Genomic DNA, 15,953 nt, shown 5'->3' on the forward strand with positions numbered 1-15,953 from the left:
TTCGCGCCATCCTACATGCGCTGCCGCGGTGCCGACCCGGGCGGCAGCGCCTGCCCGCCCAGCCAGGCCCGCACCAGCGCATCGACGTCGCCGCCCTGCGCCGCCTGCCACACCCACTCGGGCGCCATCACGCGCGTGCCCGGCGGGCTGTCGACCAGCTGCCGGGCCAGCGAACTCACCAGCGCCGCGACCTGCGCGGCGCGCACCGGCTGCTCGCGCTGCGGCACCATCAGCCGCAACTGTGCGAGCACCAGATCGGCCAGGCGCTGCAGGCCGCGCGACTCGCTGTCGGCCGGGCGCTGGGCCGAGCGCACCAGAGCCACGTGCGTGAAGCCGAGCGAGGCCACGGCCTGTTCGTCCAATGTCGCCAGGCCGGCCTTCAGGGCTTCGGGCAGCGAGGAACTGGCATGCGGCAGCACCACCAGCAGGTGGCGTACACCGGCGGCCAGCAGGCGCTGCGCCAGCGGCAGCAACTCGGCCGGCTGCGGCTGCGCGAAGGCGGCGTCGCGGCCGTTGGCGTGGCGAGGTCGGTCGAACACCACCACGCCCAGCGGCACGCGCGCGTCGGCGGACTGTCCCAGCGTGTCGGCGTCCACCGTTTCCATGCCCTGCACCGTGGCGTGGAAGTCGCGCATGACCAGCACCCGCACCGGCGCGAAGGCACGCGAAGCGAGCAGCGCTTCGAGCACCGCGGCGCCCAGCGCGCCGCCACCGCCAGCGACGAGCACGCCGGGCCGCACAGCAGCCGGGGTTGCGGTCGGCTGGCCGCCGCGCAAGGCATGGGGGAGCAGATTCATATGCGGATTCTGAGGGTGGGGCGCGACTAGACTCCGCCTTCCACGAACGACCCCGAGGAGACCGAGATGAGCCGCGACACCAGCCAATGGCGCTTCGAGACCAAGTCCGTGCACGCGGGCTATTCGCCCGAGCCGACCACGCACGCCGTGGCCGTGCCGCTGTACCAGACGGTGGCCTACGCGTTCGACAGTGCGCAGCACGGCGCCGACCTGTTCGACCTGAAGGTCGCGGGCAACATCTACACGCGCATCATGAACCCGACGCAGGCCGTGCTCGAGGAGCGCGTGGCCGCGCTCGAGGGCGGCATCGCGGCGCTGGCGCTGGCCTCGGGCCAGGCGGCGGTGACCTACGCGATCCAGACCATCAGCGAGGCCGGCGACAACATCGTCTCGAGCAGCGCGCTGTACGGCGGCACCTACAACCTGTTCGCGCACACGCTGCCGCAGTACGGCATCAGCGTGCGCTTCGCCGACTACCGCAACCCGGCGAGCTTCGAGCCGCTGATCGATGCGCGCACCAAGGCGGTCTACGTCGAGTCGCTGGGCAACCCGCAGGGCAACATCACCGACATCGCGGCCATCGCCGCCATCGCGCACAAGCACGGCGTGCCGCTGATCGTCGACAACACGGTGCCCAGCCCCTACCTGTGCCGGCCCTTCGAGCACGGCGCCGACATCGTCGTGCACTCGCTGACCAAGTACCTGGGCGGCCACGGCACGAGCATCGGCGGCGCGATCGTCGACTCGGGCAAGTTCCCCTGGGCACAGCACAAGGCGCGCTTCAAGCGCCTGAACGAGCCCGACGTCAGCTACCACGGCGTGGTCTACACCGAGGCGCTCGGCCCGGCGGCCTACATCGGCCGCGCCCGTGTCGTGCCGCTGCGCAACATGGGCGCGGCGATCTCGCCGTTCAACGCCTGGCAGATCCTGCAGGGCATCGAGACGCTGGCGCTGCGCATGGATCGCATCTGCGACAACACGCTGGCCGTCGCGCAGTACCTGAAGAAGCACCCGAAGGTGTCGTGGGTCAACTACGCCGGCCTGGAAGACCACCCGGACCATGGCCTGGTGAGGTCGATGATGGGCGGGCGTGCGTCGGGCCTGCTGACCTTCGGCGTGAAGAGCGGCCGCGCCGGCGGCGAGCGCTTCCTCGATGGGCTGCAGCTGTTCACTCGGCTGGTCAACATCGGCGACTGCAAGTCGCTGGCCACGCACCCGGCCTCGACCACGCACCGCCAGCTGTCGCCCGCAGAACTCGCCGCTTCCGGCGTCAGCGAGGAGACGGTGCGCCTGTGCGTGGGCATCGAGCACATCGACGACCTGAGGGCGGACCTGGACGCTGCCCTGGCGAAGGCGTGATTGAAATCCAGCGGGTCAGTCCCATATCCGGACTCGCGGAGTACCATCGCCGCGCCTCATCACGGAGACCCGCCATGACTTTCTCCATCGCCCGCCGCCTGCTGGGTGCCATCGCCGCGTTGGGCACCGCCCTGGCCCTGACCGGCTGCGGCTACAACGATTTCCAGCGTCTGGACGAGCAGACCAAGTCGGCCTGGGCCGAGGTGCTGAACCAGTACCAACGCCGCGCCGACCTGATCCCGAACATCGTCGCCACCGTCAAGGGCGAGGCCAACTTCGAGCAGGAGACGCTGACCAAGGTGGTCGAGGCGCGCGCCAAGGCCACCTCGATCCAGGCCACGCCGGAGCTGGTCAACAACCCCGAGGCGTTCAACAAGTTCCAGGCCGCGCAGGGCGAGCTGTCGAGCGCGCTGTCGCGCCTGCTGGTGGTCACCGAGAACTACCCCAACCTGAAGGCCAACCAGGGCTTCCAGGACCTGCGCGTGCAGCTCGAGGGCACCGAGAACCGCATCACCGTGGCGCGCGGCCGCTATGTGAAGGCGGTGCAGGACTACAACGTGCTCGCGCGCAGCTTCCCGACCAACCTGACCGCGATGCTGTTCAGCTACCCGGTCAAGCCCAATTTCACCGTGCAGAACGAGGCACAGATCTCGCAACCGCCGGCCGTGAGCTTCGACAAGCCCGCATCGAAGTGATGCCGTGACGCGCCGCTGGGGCCCCTGGCTCGCCGCCGCCCTGCTGTGGGCGGTGGGGCTGGCGCAGGCGCAGGGCCTGCTGCCGGTGCCGCCGCTGTCGGGCCGCGTGATCGACCAGACCGGCACGCTCAGCGCCGCGCAGTCGCAGGCGCTCAGCGACAAGCTCGCCGCCGTCGAGACGAAACGCGGCTCGCAGCTGGTCGTGCTGATGGTGGCCACCACGCAGCCGGAAGACATCGCCGCCTACGCGCAGCGAGTGGCCGACAGCTGGAAGATCGGCCGCCTCGCGGTCGGCGACGGCCTGCTGATCGTGGTGGCCAAGGACGACCGCCGCGTGCGCTTCGAGGTCGCCAAGGCGCTGGAAGGTGCGGTGCCCGACCTGGCGGCGCGGCAGATCATCACTGACACCATCACGCCGGCCTTCCGCAAGAACGACTACGCCGGCGGCCTGAACGCAGCGATCGATCGGCTCGACGCGCGCATCGGCGGCGAGGGACTGCCCGAGCCTGCCGCGCCCGGCGCGAAACCGACGCCCTCGGGCCAGGGTTTCAACCTGCAGGACCTGGCGATCTTCCTGTTCGTCGCCGTGCCGGTGATCGGTGCGGTGCTCACCGGCATCTTCGGCCGCAAGCTCGGCTCGCTGGCCACAGGCGCGGCGGCCGGCGGCATGGGCTGGTGGCTCAGCGCCAGCATCGCCATCGCGGCCGGTGCCGGCATCGTGGCGCTGATCCTCGTCGCCATCATGGGCTCGGGGGCCTCGCGGCGCGGGCGCTCGAGCGGCGGGCCGGTGATCTTCGGCGGCGGAGGCGGCGGCTGGGGCTCCGGCGGGGGAGGCGACGGCGGCGGCTTCAGCTCCGGTGGCGGCGGCGACTTCGGTGGCGGCGGCGCGTCGGGAGACTGGTGATGAACAAGCTGCAGCGCATCTTCAGGCACCGCTGGACCGACGATCGCGACCTCGCCCACGCGCTCGACGATGCGGCGCTCGCGCGCATCCAGTCGCGTGTGTCGGCCAGCGAGAAGCGCCACAGCGGCGAGATTCGCGTCTGCGCCGAAGCCGGCCTGCCGATGAGCTACCTGTGGCGCGGCGCTTCGGCGCGCGAACGCGCGGTGATGATGTTCGGCAAGCTGCGCGTGTGGGACACCGAGCACAACAACGGCGTGCTCATCTACCTGCTGCTGGCCGAGCACTGCATCGAGATCGTCGCCGACCGCGGCCTGAACCGGCATGTGAGCCCGTCACAGTGGCAAGAAGTGATGGCGCGCATGCGCGCTGCCTTCCGCAAGGGCGAATTCGAGGCCGGGCTGAACGACGCCATCGACGCGGTGGACGGCCTGCTCGCGCGTCACTTCCCGCTCGCCCCGGGCCAGGCCAATCCGAACGAGCTGCCTGACGCGCCGCATCTGCGCTGAACGGCTCCTGCGACTGCACAATACCGCGGCGATGAACGCCACGGGCTTCGCCACCACCAAGATCCAGCCGCCGCGGGCGCGCAGCGCGCGCATCGAACGGCCCGCACTCGATGCGGCGCTCGGCCAGGCGCTGCGCTCGCGCCGCCTGGTGCTGCTGATGGCGCCGGCCGGTTTCGGCAAGACTTCGGCGCTGGCCGCGCAGATCGAGGCGCTGGGCGCCGGCACGGCGCTGGCCTGGTTCTCCTTCGACGATGACGACGACGCGGCGCGCCTGTTCGCCGGGCTGGCGGCCTCGCTCGAGCCGCTGGACCTGCCGTGGCGCAGCGCTCCTGCGGCGCTGGCCGCGCAACTGGGCGAACAGGGCGAAGACGGCGCCAGCCTGCGCGGCCCGGTCGCCGAGCTGGTCAACGCACTGGCTGCCGCCGGCGTGCCGCACGGCGTGATCGTGCTCGACGACCTGCACCGTGTGCAGTCGCCGGCGGTGAACGCCTTTCTCGATGAACTGATCGAGCGACTGCCCGCGCAGTGGACGGTGGTGATCTCCACCCGCGTCGCGCCGCGGCTGGCGCTGGCGCGCTGGCGCGCCGCCGGCGAGCTGGCCGAGTTCACGCAGGAGCAGCTTCGATTCAGCGCCGACGAGGCCCGCGCGCTCGTGCAGGCCGACCAGGCCGGCGAGCTGGCGGCGCGCCTGCCCGAGCTGGTGGAGCGCACGCAGGGCTGGCCGGCCGGCCTGCGGCTGTGCCTGGCGGCGCTGCGCGGCCGCGCGCCGGGCGCGGCGCTGCAGGGTGGCCGCCACACGGCGGTCGACCGCAGCCTGTTCGACTACCTCGCCAGCGAGGTGCTCGACGAGATGCCGATCGCGCTGCACGACTTCCTGGTGCGCAGCAGCGTACTGCCGGTGCTGACGGCGGCCGCTGCGGCAGGTGTCACCGGCGACGCCCGCGCCGCGCAGCGGCTCGACGAGATCGAGCGGCGCGGCCTGTTCGTCACCGCGCTGGATGCCGACGAGCGCACGCTGGTGCTGCACGACCTGTTCCGCGACGCGCTGGAAGACCGTCTGCACCGCCGCTTCCCGGACGAGTTGCCGCTGCTGCTGCGCCGCGCCGCCGAGGTGGAGCGCGATGCGCAGCGACGCGTCGGCCTGCTGCTGCGCGCCGGCGACTGGGCTGGCGCCGAAGCCACGTTGGTCGAGTGCGCCGACGATCTGTTGCTCAAGGGCCTGTCGGCCGACGTGCGGCGCCTGATTGCGCAGTTCCCCCCGTCGTGGCGCGACGCCTCGTCGCGCCTGCTGCGCTGCGATGCGATCGCCGCCTGCATGCGCTGGCACTGGAGCGAGATGGCCACGCTGATGGAAGCGGCGGTCGCGGCGGCGCAGCGCGCCGGCGATGCCGACGAACTGCGCCTGTCGCAGGCGCTGCTGCTGGCGGCCTGGAACGCCAACGACCAGGTCGAGCCCGCACAGGCGCTGCTGGCCGAGCTGTCGGGCCAGCCGATGCCGCCCGAGGCCGAACTGCTGATGCTCGATGCCGAGTGCACGCTGCTGCACGACCGCGGCGACTTCGCGGCTCTGTGCGGACAGTTCGAGCAGGTGCTGGCGCGGCTGGAGCGGCACGGCTCGCTGCTGAACTGGTGGGAGTGTTCGCCGCCGACCTCGTGGGCCGGCCTGCCCGGCATGGCGCCGCTGCTCGAGCGCTACGGCCGCGAGGCGCTGCGCCGTGTCGGCGAGCGCGAGCTGCCGATGCGCGCCACGCTGCACGCGCTGCAGGCGGCCTCGCTGCTGTGGGCCGGCCGCATCGACGAGGCCGTGGACTGCACGCGCGAGGCCGAATCCGACGCGCGCTGGCTGTCGCGCGCGGCCGAGATCGCCGTGGGCCTGAACATCGTTCGCACCTTCCTCGACGCGCTACACGGCGATGGCGACTCCGTACGCCGCCGCCTGGCAGAACTGTTCGACCAGGAGGCCGAGCACGCCTCGGCGAGCCGATTGCGTTTCTGGCGCGGGCATGTGTCGCGCATTGCCGTGCGCGTGCTCGACCTGCTCGGCGCCGATGCGACCTCGCTGCGCCACTGGCAGGCCTGGCACCCGGCGCACGAAGGTGCCGGCCGCGGGCCGCTGGAGGCACGCGCCCTGGCCGCGGAGGGACGCTGGGCCGAGGCCGCCGAGGCCTTCGCGGCGCTGCTGCCGCAGGCCGCGCGGCTGGACCTGCTCGGCCAGGGCATCGAGCTGCAACTGCGCGCGGCGCACGCGCTGCTGCGCGCCGGCCGATCGCGCGAAGCCGCTGCGCCGCTGGCGCAGGCGCTGCAGCGCGTGCTCGACACGCACTCGGCCGGGCACGCATTGATGGCCGGCCCGGTGGTGCTGGCGGCGCTGGCGGCGCACGACGCGGGCGCCGCCCTGAGCGCGGCACAGCGGCAGGCGCTGGCCGCGCTGGCGGCACAATCGAGTGCGCTGCGCGGCACCGCCGCGCCGGCTCTCGAGCCGGTGGCGCCGGAGCTGCTCAGCAGCCGCGAGCGCGAGGTGCTGGAGCGCATCGCCGCGGGCGACAGCAACAAGCTGATCGCCCGTGTGCTCGACATCAGCCCGCACACCGTGAAGCGCCACGTCGCCAACATCCTCGACAAGCTCGCGCTCGAATCGCGCGGCCAGGCCGCGGCCTGGCTGCACGCGAACCCCCGACCCCTCTCCGGAGACTGACCATGCAACGCCGCCCCCTCGCCCTCGGCCTCGCCACGCTGGTGCTCGCGCCGCTGGCCGCCTGCTCGAAGAACGACGAGGCCGCGCCGGCCGCCGCCGCCCCCGCGCGCAAGCCCAGCGGCATCGAGGCCTATGCCATCGCCAGCAAGGGCAGCGGCTTTACGACGGGCGCGATGATGGCGGCCAACACCGTCTACGTGTTCTTCGACACCACCTGCCCGCACTGCGCCGAGCTGTGGAACGCCTCGCAGCCGCTGCTGGGCAAGCTGAAGATGGTGTGGATGCCAATCGGGCTGCTGCGCCCTTCGTCGCTGCCGCAGGGTGCCACCATCCTGGCGGCGCCCGACCCGGCCAAGGCGATGACCGAGAACGAGGCCAGCGTGCTGCAGCGCGGCGGCGGCATCAGCGTGGCCTCGTCGCTGCCCGACGAGGTGGTGGCCAAGGTGAAGGCCAACACCGAGCTGTTCCGCCAGCTCGATGCCGACAGCGTGCCGCTGATCGTCTACCGCAACGCTCAGACCGGCCAGCACGGCATGCATGCCGGCTCACTGGACACGGCGCGGCTGGCCGCGCTGGCCGGGATCTGACACGTTTTCTTTTCGATGCTCAACGAGCGGACTTGATCGTTGGGACTGTTTGCGGCCCTTGAGCGACATTCACGAGTGACAGCTTCATTGGGCGCGCGGTCAGGCGGTCCGGGTATGCGCTCTCCGGCCCACGCTCGCGGGCGACCACCGAGACTTGCCTCGCATACCTCCTGAAGACCAGCTTCGGACTGCCACCGCCTGGGCGACCGCGAATGGGGCCTGCGATCGCACACCCGAACCACCTGCCCCAAGACCACCGAGGACTTCGCGACGGCAGGCCACCGTGCATGCCGGCAGGGCGGCGGCCGTGCCCGCGGGCGCAGGCCCCATTCGCGGTCGCCCAGGCGTTGGCAGGCCGTACACAGTGTTGACGCGGTGAGGGTGGTGTGCCACGGTGGTCGCCCGCGAGCGTGGGCCGGAGAACGCGGGTACCGCCGTCGACCTGCGACCATGCCCGTCGCACGAAAGCAGACCCACGAAGACCGCAACGGGCCGCGAACAGCCGCCCACTTGCTTGGCTTCCTGATGCGATGGACGCAGTTGGGTGTGAGTGCCTGAAGCACGCTGGCCGCGCTCAGCGCGGCGCCGCGATCGCCTTGCGGAACCCCGACAGCCAGGCCTTCAGCCGCCGCTCGTGCGTGCTGCCGATGCGCACCATGATCTTCTGCCCGGCCGACAGCGACTCGAGCGCTGGGTCGGTGTACTCGTAGCGCACCCAGGGCCGCGTCGACGGCACCTCGCCCTTCACGTCCACCAGTTTCAGCGCCGGCGGCTGCTTCGGCTCCGGCGCGGCGAGCAGGTGGTCGATCACCTCGACCAGCCGGTCGTTGAACTGGCCCTTCGGATAGCCCAGCTCGGCATAGGCCTGGCGGAACAACGGGTAGAGCCTGCGGTACAGCGCCGCGGCACGGGCGGGTTCCACCGACACCACGAAACCCACGAAGGGTTCGTAGCGGCGGGCGTTGTCCGCGGCGATCAGTTCGGCGTCACCGGCCAGCAGCAGCTGAAGCTTGCCCGGCGTGGGCTGCACCGGCCACAGCCGCGACGCGGCATGCGGCCGCGCCAGGTTGTCCACCGTCACCACCGCGCGGCGCACGAAGCCGTCGGCGTTCAGGAAGGCCATCACGCCCTGCCGCGTCAGCAGTTCGGCCAGCGCCGCCTGCACCACGCCATCGGCCTCGTCCAGCGGCGGCAGCGATGCCGGTGCGGAGGCCGTGGCCACGGGGGCCTCGATCGGGTGGCGCTCGGCGGCATCGGCCGCCGCGGCGGGGGCGGGGGCGGACGCGGTTTCCGGCGCGGCGGCCGGTGCTTCGGCCACCGGCGCGGGCGGCTGGGGTTGGGCTCTGTACATCCACCACAGGGTGCCGCCGGCGCCAAGAAGCGCGACGAGCAACCCGGTGACGAGCACGATGGTGCGTGTCTTCATGGCGTCTCCGGAGATCGACCCTCCCCAACCGGGTCGGACCCGAAGGGTAGCCCCGCGTTCGCACGCAGGTGTATCAAGTCAATTCGGGTGCGCCTCGGCCGCTTCCGGTTCCGGACGGGAGCGCACCGCCCAGGCCACGCCGGCCACCAGCAGGGCCACGCCGGCCAGCGTCTGCGGCTGTGGTGCCTGGCCGCGCAGGATGAAGGCATAGGCCAGCGCCGACAGCGTCTCGAAGACGATCAGCTGCCCGGCCAGCGTGGGCGGCAGGCGCTGGCTGGCCTCGTTCCAGCACAGCGTGCCCAGCCATGAGGCGAGCAGCCCGATGGCGAACATCAGCGCCACGAAGTCGGCCGCACGCGGGCCGAAGGGCATGGCGAAGGGTGAGCCCGACGCGGCAAACCAGCCCCAGGTGAGCGCATAGCCGATCAGCGCCAGCGGCAGCGTCGCCAGGCCCTGCGCCGTGGCCCAGCCGCGCGGGCTGCGGTCGGGGTGGGCGCGCAGCCATTCGGCATTGCGGATCGGGTACCAGGTCCAGCAGGCCACCGCGCCCACGGCCAGCGCCGCGCCGATCACGTAGCGGCCCAGGTCGGCGCCGGGCTCGGCGCGCAGCCGATCGATCTCGACCTGGTTGACCAGCCCGATGCCCAGCGCTATCAGCCCGAGCGAGGGCGCCAGCCGCGACCAGCGCAGCGGCTGCTCGCGCCGTGTGCCGTGGCGGTGGCCGCGCAGGTTGGCGGTGATGGCAATGACGACGGGCAGCGTGCCAATGATCATCGTCGGCAGCGGGCCGCCGGCGCGCTGGATCGCGCTGGCCAGGAACAGGTAGTAGACGACGTTGCCCACCAGCGCCAGGCGCAGCGCCTCGCGCCAGTCGGCCCGCGTGAGCTGGCGCAGCGTGGCGCGGTCGAGCCAGCCCAGCGGCAGCGCGATGAGGCCGAAGGCGAGGTAGCGGCCGAAGGACTGCAGCGTGGCCGGGTACTCCGGCAGCAGCAGCGGGCCGACGAAGACCAGGCCCCACATCAGGCCGGCGGCCAGGGCGAAAAGGGTTCCGGTGAACAGGGGTGCGGTCAACATGAGGCCGGCAGTGTCGCCTGGGCCTCGCGCGGCGGTCTTGTACCGAGTTGCTGCTGGTAGCGCGCCGGCGTGACGCCGTAGCGCCGCGCGAAGGCATGCGTCAGGTGCGCCTGGTCGGCCAGGCCCACGGCGGCGGCCACCTGCGCCGGCGCCTCGCCGGCCGCCAGCAGGCGTTTGGCCTCGAACAGGCGCAGGGCCATCAGCAGCTGCTGCGGCGTGGCATGGTGGGCGCGCTTGAACTGGCGCTGGAAGTGGAAGGGGCTCAACCCCGCCAGCGCCGCCAGTTCGTCGAGCGTGACCCGCTCGGCAAGATGCTCGCGAAGGTGCTCGACCACCGGCGCGAAGCGCGAAAGACCTTCGTCACGCGCCGGCTGCGCGATGCGCGCCACCGGCCGCAGCTCGTGGACGAGTTCGAGCAGCAGGCCATCGAAGGCCAGCGGCTCGCGCGCAAACCAGAGCTGGCGCAGCAGCAGGCTCACGCGCCGCGCGCGCAGCGTGTCGCGGCCCACCGCGTCGGCGAACCACCAGCTGCGCTCGCCGGTGAGCTGCTCCAGCACCTGCGCGTCGATGTAGACCATGCGGTAGCGCCAGCCGGCGCTCGTCTCGGCGCGGCCGGTGTGCAGCTCGTCGGGATTCATCAGCACAAGCGTGTCGGCCGGCGCCAGGTGCTCCTCGCCGCGGTAGCGGAAGCGCTCCACGCCGGACTCGATCGCGCCCAGGCCGAAGGCCTCGTGCGTGTGCGGCTCGAAGGCATGCCGCACGATGTGCGCGCGGTACAGCTCCACGCCAGGGCGGTGGGCGGGGCGCTTGAACTCGGCGGCGTCGAGCGCGTGCTCGAAGGTGTCGGGGACGGCTTGCATGCGGCGTGGGGCTGACGAGCCGCATTGTGAGCGCACGCGTGCTTGCGCTACGCTTGCGCCATGAAGACATACAACGTCGAAGTGCAGCGCATCAAGGCCATGTCCAACAGCCACGGCCTGGTGCGGGCACGGGTCGATGCGCTGGTGCAGCCGGCGCCGCCGCGCGGCGAGGGCGACGAGAGCAGCGTGCTCAGCCTCAGCGTGGAGAACGCGCGCGTGCTCTACCTGCTGCTCAAGCAGCAACTCGCCGAGGTGGATGGGCGCAAGGCACGCAGCCAGCGCTGAGCCGATGGCTCAGTTCGACGGCGCCGCGATCCACGCGGCGATTGCGTCGACAGCGTCCTTCTCCATGCCGATGAAGCCGTGCCAGTGCAGCGCGTCGCACACCGGGCCACGCGGTTCGGTGCCGCCGTCGAGCATGAGCAGCTTCTTCACCGGCGCGTTCTTAAGGCTGCGCAGCAGGTAGGGCATGTCGGCCGGGCGGCACAGCACGCAGGCGTCCTTCGCGTGGTGCACCACCAGCACCGGCAGCACGACGGCAGCCAGGTCCTGCTGCATCAGCGCACCCGGGCGGTCCAGGTTGACCAGGCTCGAGCTCAGCACCACGCCTGTGATGCGGCCCGGCGGCAGGCCGATCGCCGCCGCGGTGGCCGACACGGTGCCGCGGCTCGTGCCCACGAGCCACAGCGGCAGCGGGCTGCGCCGGCGCAGTTCGTCGATCACGGCGCTCACGTCGGCCAGATGCGCGGCGCCGGTGCGCTCGGCCACGTCGAGTTCGGGCATGTCGGTGGGCTTGCCGAAGATCGCCACGTTCAGGCCGGCGGCGCGGAAATGCTGAAGCGAGCGCACGAGGAAGTTCTGGCTCGAAGGCTGGCCGCTGTCGACCTTGCCGAAGCCGCCCCCGCCGCCGGGAAACAGCAGCACGGTGGCGCGTGCGCCGTCCACCGGCTCCCACCAGACGTTGGTGGTGATGCCGGCGCGCGTCGGCAGCTTGAGCAGCGTGCCCTGCGCGTGGCTGGCCATGCACAGAGCGGCCAGCAGCGGCGCGGCCAGCCAGCGCGGGAGCGTCATGAGGTCCTCAGGGGGCTAACGCGCGTCGGCGACGCGCTGCACCGGTATTTTCCACGTGCCGCTGCGGATCTCGGCATGCGTGAGCCGCCGAACCTCCACCGGCGCGATGCCGCTGATGCCGAGCTTGCGCGCCGCGGCATGGCTGAGGTCGATGACGCGGCCGGGCTTGAAGGGGCCGCGGTCGTTCACGCGCACCACCACCTCGCGCTTGTTGCGCGGGTTGCGCACCAGCGCATAACTGGGCAGCGGCATGGTCTTGTGCGCCGCCGTCATCGCGTGCATGTCATAGACCTCGCCGGTGGCTGTGCGACGGCCATGGAAGGGCTTGCCGTACCAGGACGCGATGCCGGTCTCGGTGAGCGGCACGTCCGCCGCTTCGGGTTCGTAGGTTTCGCCCTTGATCTCGTAGGGCACGTTCGGCGCGCCCTGCGGGATCGCGGTCACCCGTGGCACCGCGTCAGGCGGGTCGCGCCGTGGAGCAGGAGCAGCCACCGGTGGTGCGGGCTTGGCGACGACGGGCGGCACCGGAGAAGGTGCGGGCTCCGAAGAACCGGGCCACGGCAAGCCGATCGACGGCAGCGACGGCAGCGACGGCATGCGCAGCGAGCCGCAGCCGGCGAGCAGCAGCGGCGCGAGCAGCACGGCAGCCAGGCGCGAGGCGCGGCGCAGGTGAAGCGTCTCCATGTCCGCAGTGAACGGCGGGACAGGGGGCGACTTCAGTAACAGAAACAGTTGTGCGCGTTGATCCGTGACAAGCGGCCGGATTGGCGCGACGCGCGGCGCCAAGTGCAAGTAACCGCAACCGCGGTCTGCGGCGTGGGCGCAACGGCGGTGCCGCCCTCAGCTTTGGCGTCCGGCGGCCGATAACGGGTCGACACGACGAGGGAAACACCATGACGACTTCGACCGCCGCCACCTCGGCCTTCCAGTCCGCCAACCCGCATGCGCTGGCCACCATCCTGCAGGCCAGCGAGACCCAGCGCATCATCGCCGCGACCGACATCTTCGATCTCGCCGGCACCAAGCTGTGGGCGCGCCACCAGCCGGTGTCGGCCGAACTGCAGCGCAAGCTGCTCGACCGCAAGCTGCGCGAACCGCTGGAGAGCTGCCTGATCGCCGAGGACGGCGTGACGCCGGCCACGCTGGTCGAGTGGCTCGAGTGGTTGGTCGACGGCGAAACGCGCCTGGCCCCCGTGCTGCGCCCGCACGCAGCCCGGCTGCTGCGCGAGGCCCAGCACCTGCCGCTGCACCCGGTGGCGCAACTGCTGCTCAGCGCGGCGCAGGCCGCGCGCCCGCACGCCTTCGAGCATGCGGTCGCGGCGATGGGTCTGGCCGGCGCGCTGATGGTCGGCCACGGCGGCCAGACGCCGGAGATCCGGCTGGCCATGCTCGCCGGCCTGTTGCACGACCTCGGCGAGATGTACATCGACCCGCTGCACGGTGAGGCCGAGACCGAGCGCGAACTCGACACGCTGAGCTACCGGCAGCTCGTCGTGCACCCGCACGTCGGCCTGCTGCTGATCGCGCAGCTCACCAACTACCCGGGCTCCGTCGCGCGTGCGGTGGCCGAGCACCACGAGCGGCTCGACGGCACCGGCTACCCGCATGCGAAGCGCGGCGAGGGCCTGTCGCCGCTGGGCCGCCTGATGGCCGTCACCGACGCGGCGCTTGCCGCGCTGCGCGGGCCGCACGAGCAGCTGTTGCACGCCAGCATCGCGCTGCGCGCCGTGCCTGGCGAGTTCGACCTGGCCTGGGTCGGCCAGCTGTCGCGTGCGGCGAGCGAACAGCCGCCGCTGCAGCCGGCCATGCAGCCGGCGGAGATCCGCGCTCGCCGCGCCGCCCTCGAAGAGGTGCTGCAGGCCGCCGAGGACAACGCCGGGCTGCTGGCCGTCGGCGAGCGGTCGGTGAACATGCAATCCGCGCTCGAGCTCGCGCAGTTCCTGGTCGGCCGGCTGCGCGCCGGCTGGAACGAGAGCGGCCTGTGGAGCCCGCAGGCCGCCACCGGCACCGATGCGGCCGAGGTCGAGGCCATCGAGGACGAGCTCTACCACCGCCTGCGCGGCGTGCAGCGCGCCGTGATGCTGCGCGCCGGCGAACTGCCGGCCGACGAGGCCGCGACGCTGACGTCGCTGTGCGAATCGCTGCCGATGGGCCGCGTGGGCTGAGCGGCGGCCATGAAAAAGCCCCCGCGGCTCGCGCCGGCGGGGGCTTCAAGTTCAAGCGTCGATCAGGTCAGCGGACTTTGCCGGCCTTCCAGGCATTGAGCAGCGTGTCGTAGGCGATCGTCTCGCCCTTGGGCTTCTCGTTGGCCAGCTTGGCCCACGGGGCGCCCTTGTCGCTCAGGTACTTCTTCGGGTCTTCCTTCTTGTTGAGCTTCGGGGCGCAACGGGCCATGCCGGCGCGCTCGAGGCGGGCCATCACCTGGTCCATCTCCTCGGCAAGGTTGTCCATCGCCTGCTGCGGCGTCTTCTCGCCGGTCACGGCCACGGCCACGTTCTTCCACCACAGCTGCGCCAGCTTCGGGTAGTCGGGCACGTTGGTGCCGGTGGGCGTCCAGGCCACGCGCGCCGGGCTGCGATAGAACTCGACCAGGCCGCCGAGCTTCGGGGCCAGGTCGGTCATCGCCTTGCTCTGGATGTCGCTCTCGCGGATCGGCGTCAGGCCCACGATCGTCTTCTTCAGAGACGTGGTCTTGGCCGTCACGAACTGCGCATACAGCCAGGCGGCCGCAGTCTTGTTCTCGTCGTGCTTCTCGAAGAAGGTCCACGAGCCCACGTCCTGGTAGCCGTTCTGCATGCCCTGCTTCCAGTACGGGCCGTTCGGGCCGGGGGCCATGCGCCACTTCGGCGTGCCATCGGCATTCACCACCGGCAGGCCCGGCTTGGTCATGTCGGCGGTGAAGGCGGTGTACCAGAAGATCTGCTGCGCGATCTGGCCTTGCGCAGGCACCGGGCCGGCTTCGCCGAAGGTCATGCCGGTGGCTTCCTTCGGGGCGTACTTCTTCATCCAGTCGACGTACTTCGTCAGCGCGTAGACGGCGGCCGGCGAGTTGGTGGCGCCACCGCGCGAGACCGAGGCACCCAGCGGCGTGCAGCCGTCGGCCGAGGCGCGGATGCCCCACTCGTCGACCGGCTTGCCGTTCGGGATGCCGATGTCGGCGGTGCCGGCCATCGACAGCCACGCGTCGGTGAAGCGCCAGCCCAGCGACGGGTCCTTCTTGCCGTAGTCCATGTGGCCGTAGATGGGCTTGCCGTCGATCGTCTTCACGTCTTCGCTGAAGAACGCGGCGATGTCCTCGTAGGCGCTCCAGTTCAGCGGCACGCCCAGGTCATAGCCGTACTTGGCCTTGAACTTGTCCTTCAGGTCCTGGCGCGCGAACAGGTCGGCGCGGAACCAGTACAGGTTGGCGAACTGCTGGTCGGGCAGCTGGTAGAGCTTCTTGTCGGGGCCGGTGGTGAAGCTGGTGCCGATGAAGTCCTTGATGTCGATGCCCGGGTTCGTCCACTCCTTGCCCTTGCCGGCCATGTAGTCGGTCAGGTTCATGATCTTGCCGTAGCGGTAGTGCGTACCGATCAGGTCGGAGTCGGAAATCCAGCCGTCGTAGATCGACTTGCCGGATTGCATCGAGGTCTGCAGCTTCTCGACCACGTCGCCTTCCTGGATCAGGTCGTGCTTGACGGTGATGCCGGTGATCTCGGTGAAGGCCTTGGCCAGCGTCTTCGATTCGTACTCGTGCGTGGTGATCGTCTCGGACACCACCGAGATCTCCTTCACGCCCTTGGCCTGCAGCTTCTTGGCGGCGTCGATGAACCACTTCATCTCGGCCATCTGCTGATCCTTGCTCAGCGTGGAGGGCTGGAACTCGGCGTCGATCCACTTCTTGGCCTCGGCCTCGCCAGCCCATGCGCTCTGGCCCAGGGCCAGAGCGGCGGCCGCAAAGGCCACGGCATTCAAGCGCAATTTCATCTCGGTCTCCTCA

General features: G+C 71.3%; 15 protein-coding genes. 8 read left to right on the forward strand and 7 right to left on the reverse strand.

Annotation, left to right across the window (positions count from 1 at the left end; translation table 11 throughout):
• Positions 1-11: 11 nt before the first annotated feature.
• Positions 12-797 carry a hypothetical protein gene (locus tag HZ992_RS25195; RefSeq protein WP_209384574.1) on the reverse strand — a complete coding sequence of 262 codons (786 nt, stop codon included), beginning with the start codon at positions 795-797 and terminating at the stop codon, positions 12-14.
• A 66-nt stretch (positions 798-863) separates the two neighbouring features.
• Between HZ992_RS25195 and HZ992_RS25200 the strand changes: the two genes are divergently transcribed.
• The 6 genes from HZ992_RS25200 (at position 864) to HZ992_RS25225 (ending at position 7,543) form a co-directional block, all read left to right on the forward strand.
• Positions 864-2,156, forward strand: a complete 1,293-nt coding sequence (locus HZ992_RS25200) for an O-acetylhomoserine aminocarboxypropyltransferase/cysteine synthase family protein (protein ID WP_209384575.1) — start codon at positions 864-866, stop codon at positions 2,154-2,156.
• Between the two features lie 74 nt (positions 2,157-2,230).
• Complete coding sequence (locus HZ992_RS25205; protein ID WP_209384576.1) at positions 2,231-2,851, forward strand: LemA family protein; 621 nt, start codon at positions 2,231-2,233, stop codon at positions 2,849-2,851.
• 4 nt (positions 2,852-2,855) lie between these two features.
• Positions 2,856-3,755: a TPM domain-containing protein gene (locus HZ992_RS25210; RefSeq protein ID WP_209384577.1), complete on the forward strand. Its 900-nt coding sequence runs from the start codon at positions 2,856-2,858 to the stop codon at positions 3,753-3,755.
• Complete coding sequence (locus tag HZ992_RS25215; protein ID WP_209384578.1) at positions 3,755-4,261, forward strand: TPM domain-containing protein; 507 nt, start codon at positions 3,755-3,757, stop codon at positions 4,259-4,261. Before HZ992_RS25210 ends, HZ992_RS25215 begins: the two co-directional genes overlap by 1 nt.
• A 31-nt stretch (positions 4,262-4,292) precedes the next feature.
• The gene (locus tag HZ992_RS25220; RefSeq protein WP_209384579.1) at positions 4,293-6,956 is read left to right on the forward strand and encodes a winged helix-turn-helix domain-containing protein; all 2,664 of its coding nucleotides are present in this window, start codon (positions 4,293-4,295) and stop codon (positions 6,954-6,956) included.
• A 2-nt stretch (positions 6,957-6,958) separates the two neighbouring features.
• Positions 6,959-7,543, forward strand: coding sequence for a thioredoxin fold domain-containing protein (locus HZ992_RS25225; protein ID WP_209384580.1), 585 nt, complete (start codon positions 6,959-6,961; stop codon positions 7,541-7,543).
• Positions 7,544-8,117: 574 nt separating this feature from the next.
• Here the strand turns inward: HZ992_RS25225 and HZ992_RS25230 are convergent.
• From HZ992_RS25230 to HZ992_RS25240, 3 genes are all read right to left on the reverse strand, one after another.
• A complete protein-coding gene (locus tag HZ992_RS25230) occupies positions 8,118-8,969 on the reverse strand; it encodes a DUF3014 domain-containing protein (protein ID WP_209384581.1) in 852 nt (283 codons plus the stop codon).
• Between the two features lie 78 nt (positions 8,970-9,047).
• Positions 9,048-10,028 carry a DMT family transporter gene (locus tag HZ992_RS25235; RefSeq protein ID WP_209387301.1) on the reverse strand — a complete coding sequence of 327 codons (981 nt, stop codon included), beginning with the start codon at positions 10,026-10,028 and terminating at the stop codon, positions 9,048-9,050.
• Positions 10,029-10,036: 8 nt separating this feature from the next.
• On the reverse strand, positions 10,037-10,903 hold the full coding sequence (locus tag HZ992_RS25240) for an AraC family transcriptional regulator (RefSeq protein ID WP_209384582.1): 867 nt from the start codon (positions 10,901-10,903) through the stop codon (positions 10,037-10,039).
• A gap of 60 nt (positions 10,904-10,963) precedes the next feature.
• Here HZ992_RS25240 and HZ992_RS25245 point away from each other — a divergent pair, with 60 nt between their 5' ends.
• Positions 10,964-11,188 (forward strand): hypothetical protein, encoded by a 225-nt coding sequence (locus HZ992_RS25245; protein WP_209384583.1) that lies wholly within the window; start codon positions 10,964-10,966, stop codon positions 11,186-11,188.
• Between the two features lie 9 nt (positions 11,189-11,197).
• Here HZ992_RS25245 and HZ992_RS25250 read toward each other — a convergent pair whose 3' ends face one another.
• Positions 11,198-11,974: an alpha/beta hydrolase gene (locus HZ992_RS25250; RefSeq protein WP_209384584.1), complete on the reverse strand. Its 777-nt coding sequence runs from the start codon at positions 11,972-11,974 to the stop codon at positions 11,198-11,200.
• Between the two features lie 15 nt (positions 11,975-11,989).
• Complete coding sequence (locus HZ992_RS26090) at positions 11,990-12,658, reverse strand: septal ring lytic transglycosylase RlpA family protein (protein WP_305848837.1); 669 nt, start codon at positions 12,656-12,658, stop codon at positions 11,990-11,992.
• A 209-nt stretch (positions 12,659-12,867) separates the two neighbouring features.
• On the opposite strand from HZ992_RS26090, the gene HZ992_RS25260 reads away from it, so the two are divergent.
• Positions 12,868-14,139 (forward strand): HD-GYP domain-containing protein, encoded by a 1,272-nt coding sequence (locus tag HZ992_RS25260; protein WP_209384585.1) that lies wholly within the window; start codon positions 12,868-12,870, stop codon positions 14,137-14,139.
• Between the two features lie 67 nt (positions 14,140-14,206).
• Here HZ992_RS25260 and HZ992_RS25265 read toward each other — a convergent pair whose 3' ends face one another.
• Entirely contained in the window at positions 14,207-15,940 is a 1,734-nt protein-coding gene (locus HZ992_RS25265; protein ID WP_209384586.1) for an ABC transporter substrate-binding protein, read from the reverse strand.
• Positions 15,941-15,953 lie beyond the last annotated feature (13 nt).

It is taken from the genome of Rhizobacter sp. AJA081-3, from assembly GCF_017795745.1.
Taxonomy (GTDB): domain Bacteria; phylum Pseudomonadota; class Gammaproteobacteria; order Burkholderiales; family Burkholderiaceae_C; genus Piscinibacter.

Excerpts from the sequence above, each read along its gene's own strand:
- HZ992_RS25195 (WP_209384574.1), bottom strand. The coding sequence starts at position 797 with ATGAATCTGCTCCCCCATGCCTTGCGCGGCGGCCAGCCGACCGCAACC.
- HZ992_RS25200 (WP_209384575.1), top strand. The coding sequence starts at position 864 with ATGAGCCGCGACACCAGCCAATGGCGCTTCGAGACCAAGTCCGTGCAC.
- HZ992_RS25205 (WP_209384576.1), top strand. The coding sequence starts at position 2,231 with ATGACTTTCTCCATCGCCCGCCGCCTGCTGGGTGCCATCGCCGCGTTG.
- HZ992_RS25215 (WP_209384578.1), top strand. The coding sequence starts at position 3,755 with ATGAACAAGCTGCAGCGCATCTTCAGGCACCGCTGGACCGACGATCGC.
- HZ992_RS25220 (WP_209384579.1), top strand. The coding sequence starts at position 4,293 with ATGAACGCCACGGGCTTCGCCACCACCAAGATCCAGCCGCCGCGGGCG.
- HZ992_RS25225 (WP_209384580.1), top strand. The coding sequence starts at position 6,959 with ATGCAACGCCGCCCCCTCGCCCTCGGCCTCGCCACGCTGGTGCTCGCG.
- HZ992_RS25230 (WP_209384581.1), bottom strand. The coding sequence starts at position 8,969 with ATGAAGACACGCACCATCGTGCTCGTCACCGGGTTGCTCGTCGCGCTT.
- HZ992_RS25240 (WP_209384582.1), bottom strand. The coding sequence starts at position 10,903 with ATGCAAGCCGTCCCCGACACCTTCGAGCACGCGCTCGACGCCGCCGAG.
- HZ992_RS25245 (WP_209384583.1), top strand. The coding sequence starts at position 10,964 with ATGAAGACATACAACGTCGAAGTGCAGCGCATCAAGGCCATGTCCAAC.
- HZ992_RS25250 (WP_209384584.1), bottom strand. The coding sequence starts at position 11,974 with ATGACGCTCCCGCGCTGGCTGGCCGCGCCGCTGCTGGCCGCTCTGTGC.
- HZ992_RS26090 (WP_305848837.1), bottom strand. The coding sequence starts at position 12,658 with ATGGAGACGCTTCACCTGCGCCGCGCCTCGCGCCTGGCTGCCGTGCTG.
- HZ992_RS25260 (WP_209384585.1), top strand. The coding sequence starts at position 12,868 with ATGACGACTTCGACCGCCGCCACCTCGGCCTTCCAGTCCGCCAACCCG.
- HZ992_RS25265 (WP_209384586.1), bottom strand. The coding sequence starts at position 15,940 with ATGAAATTGCGCTTGAATGCCGTGGCCTTTGCGGCCGCCGCTCTGGCC.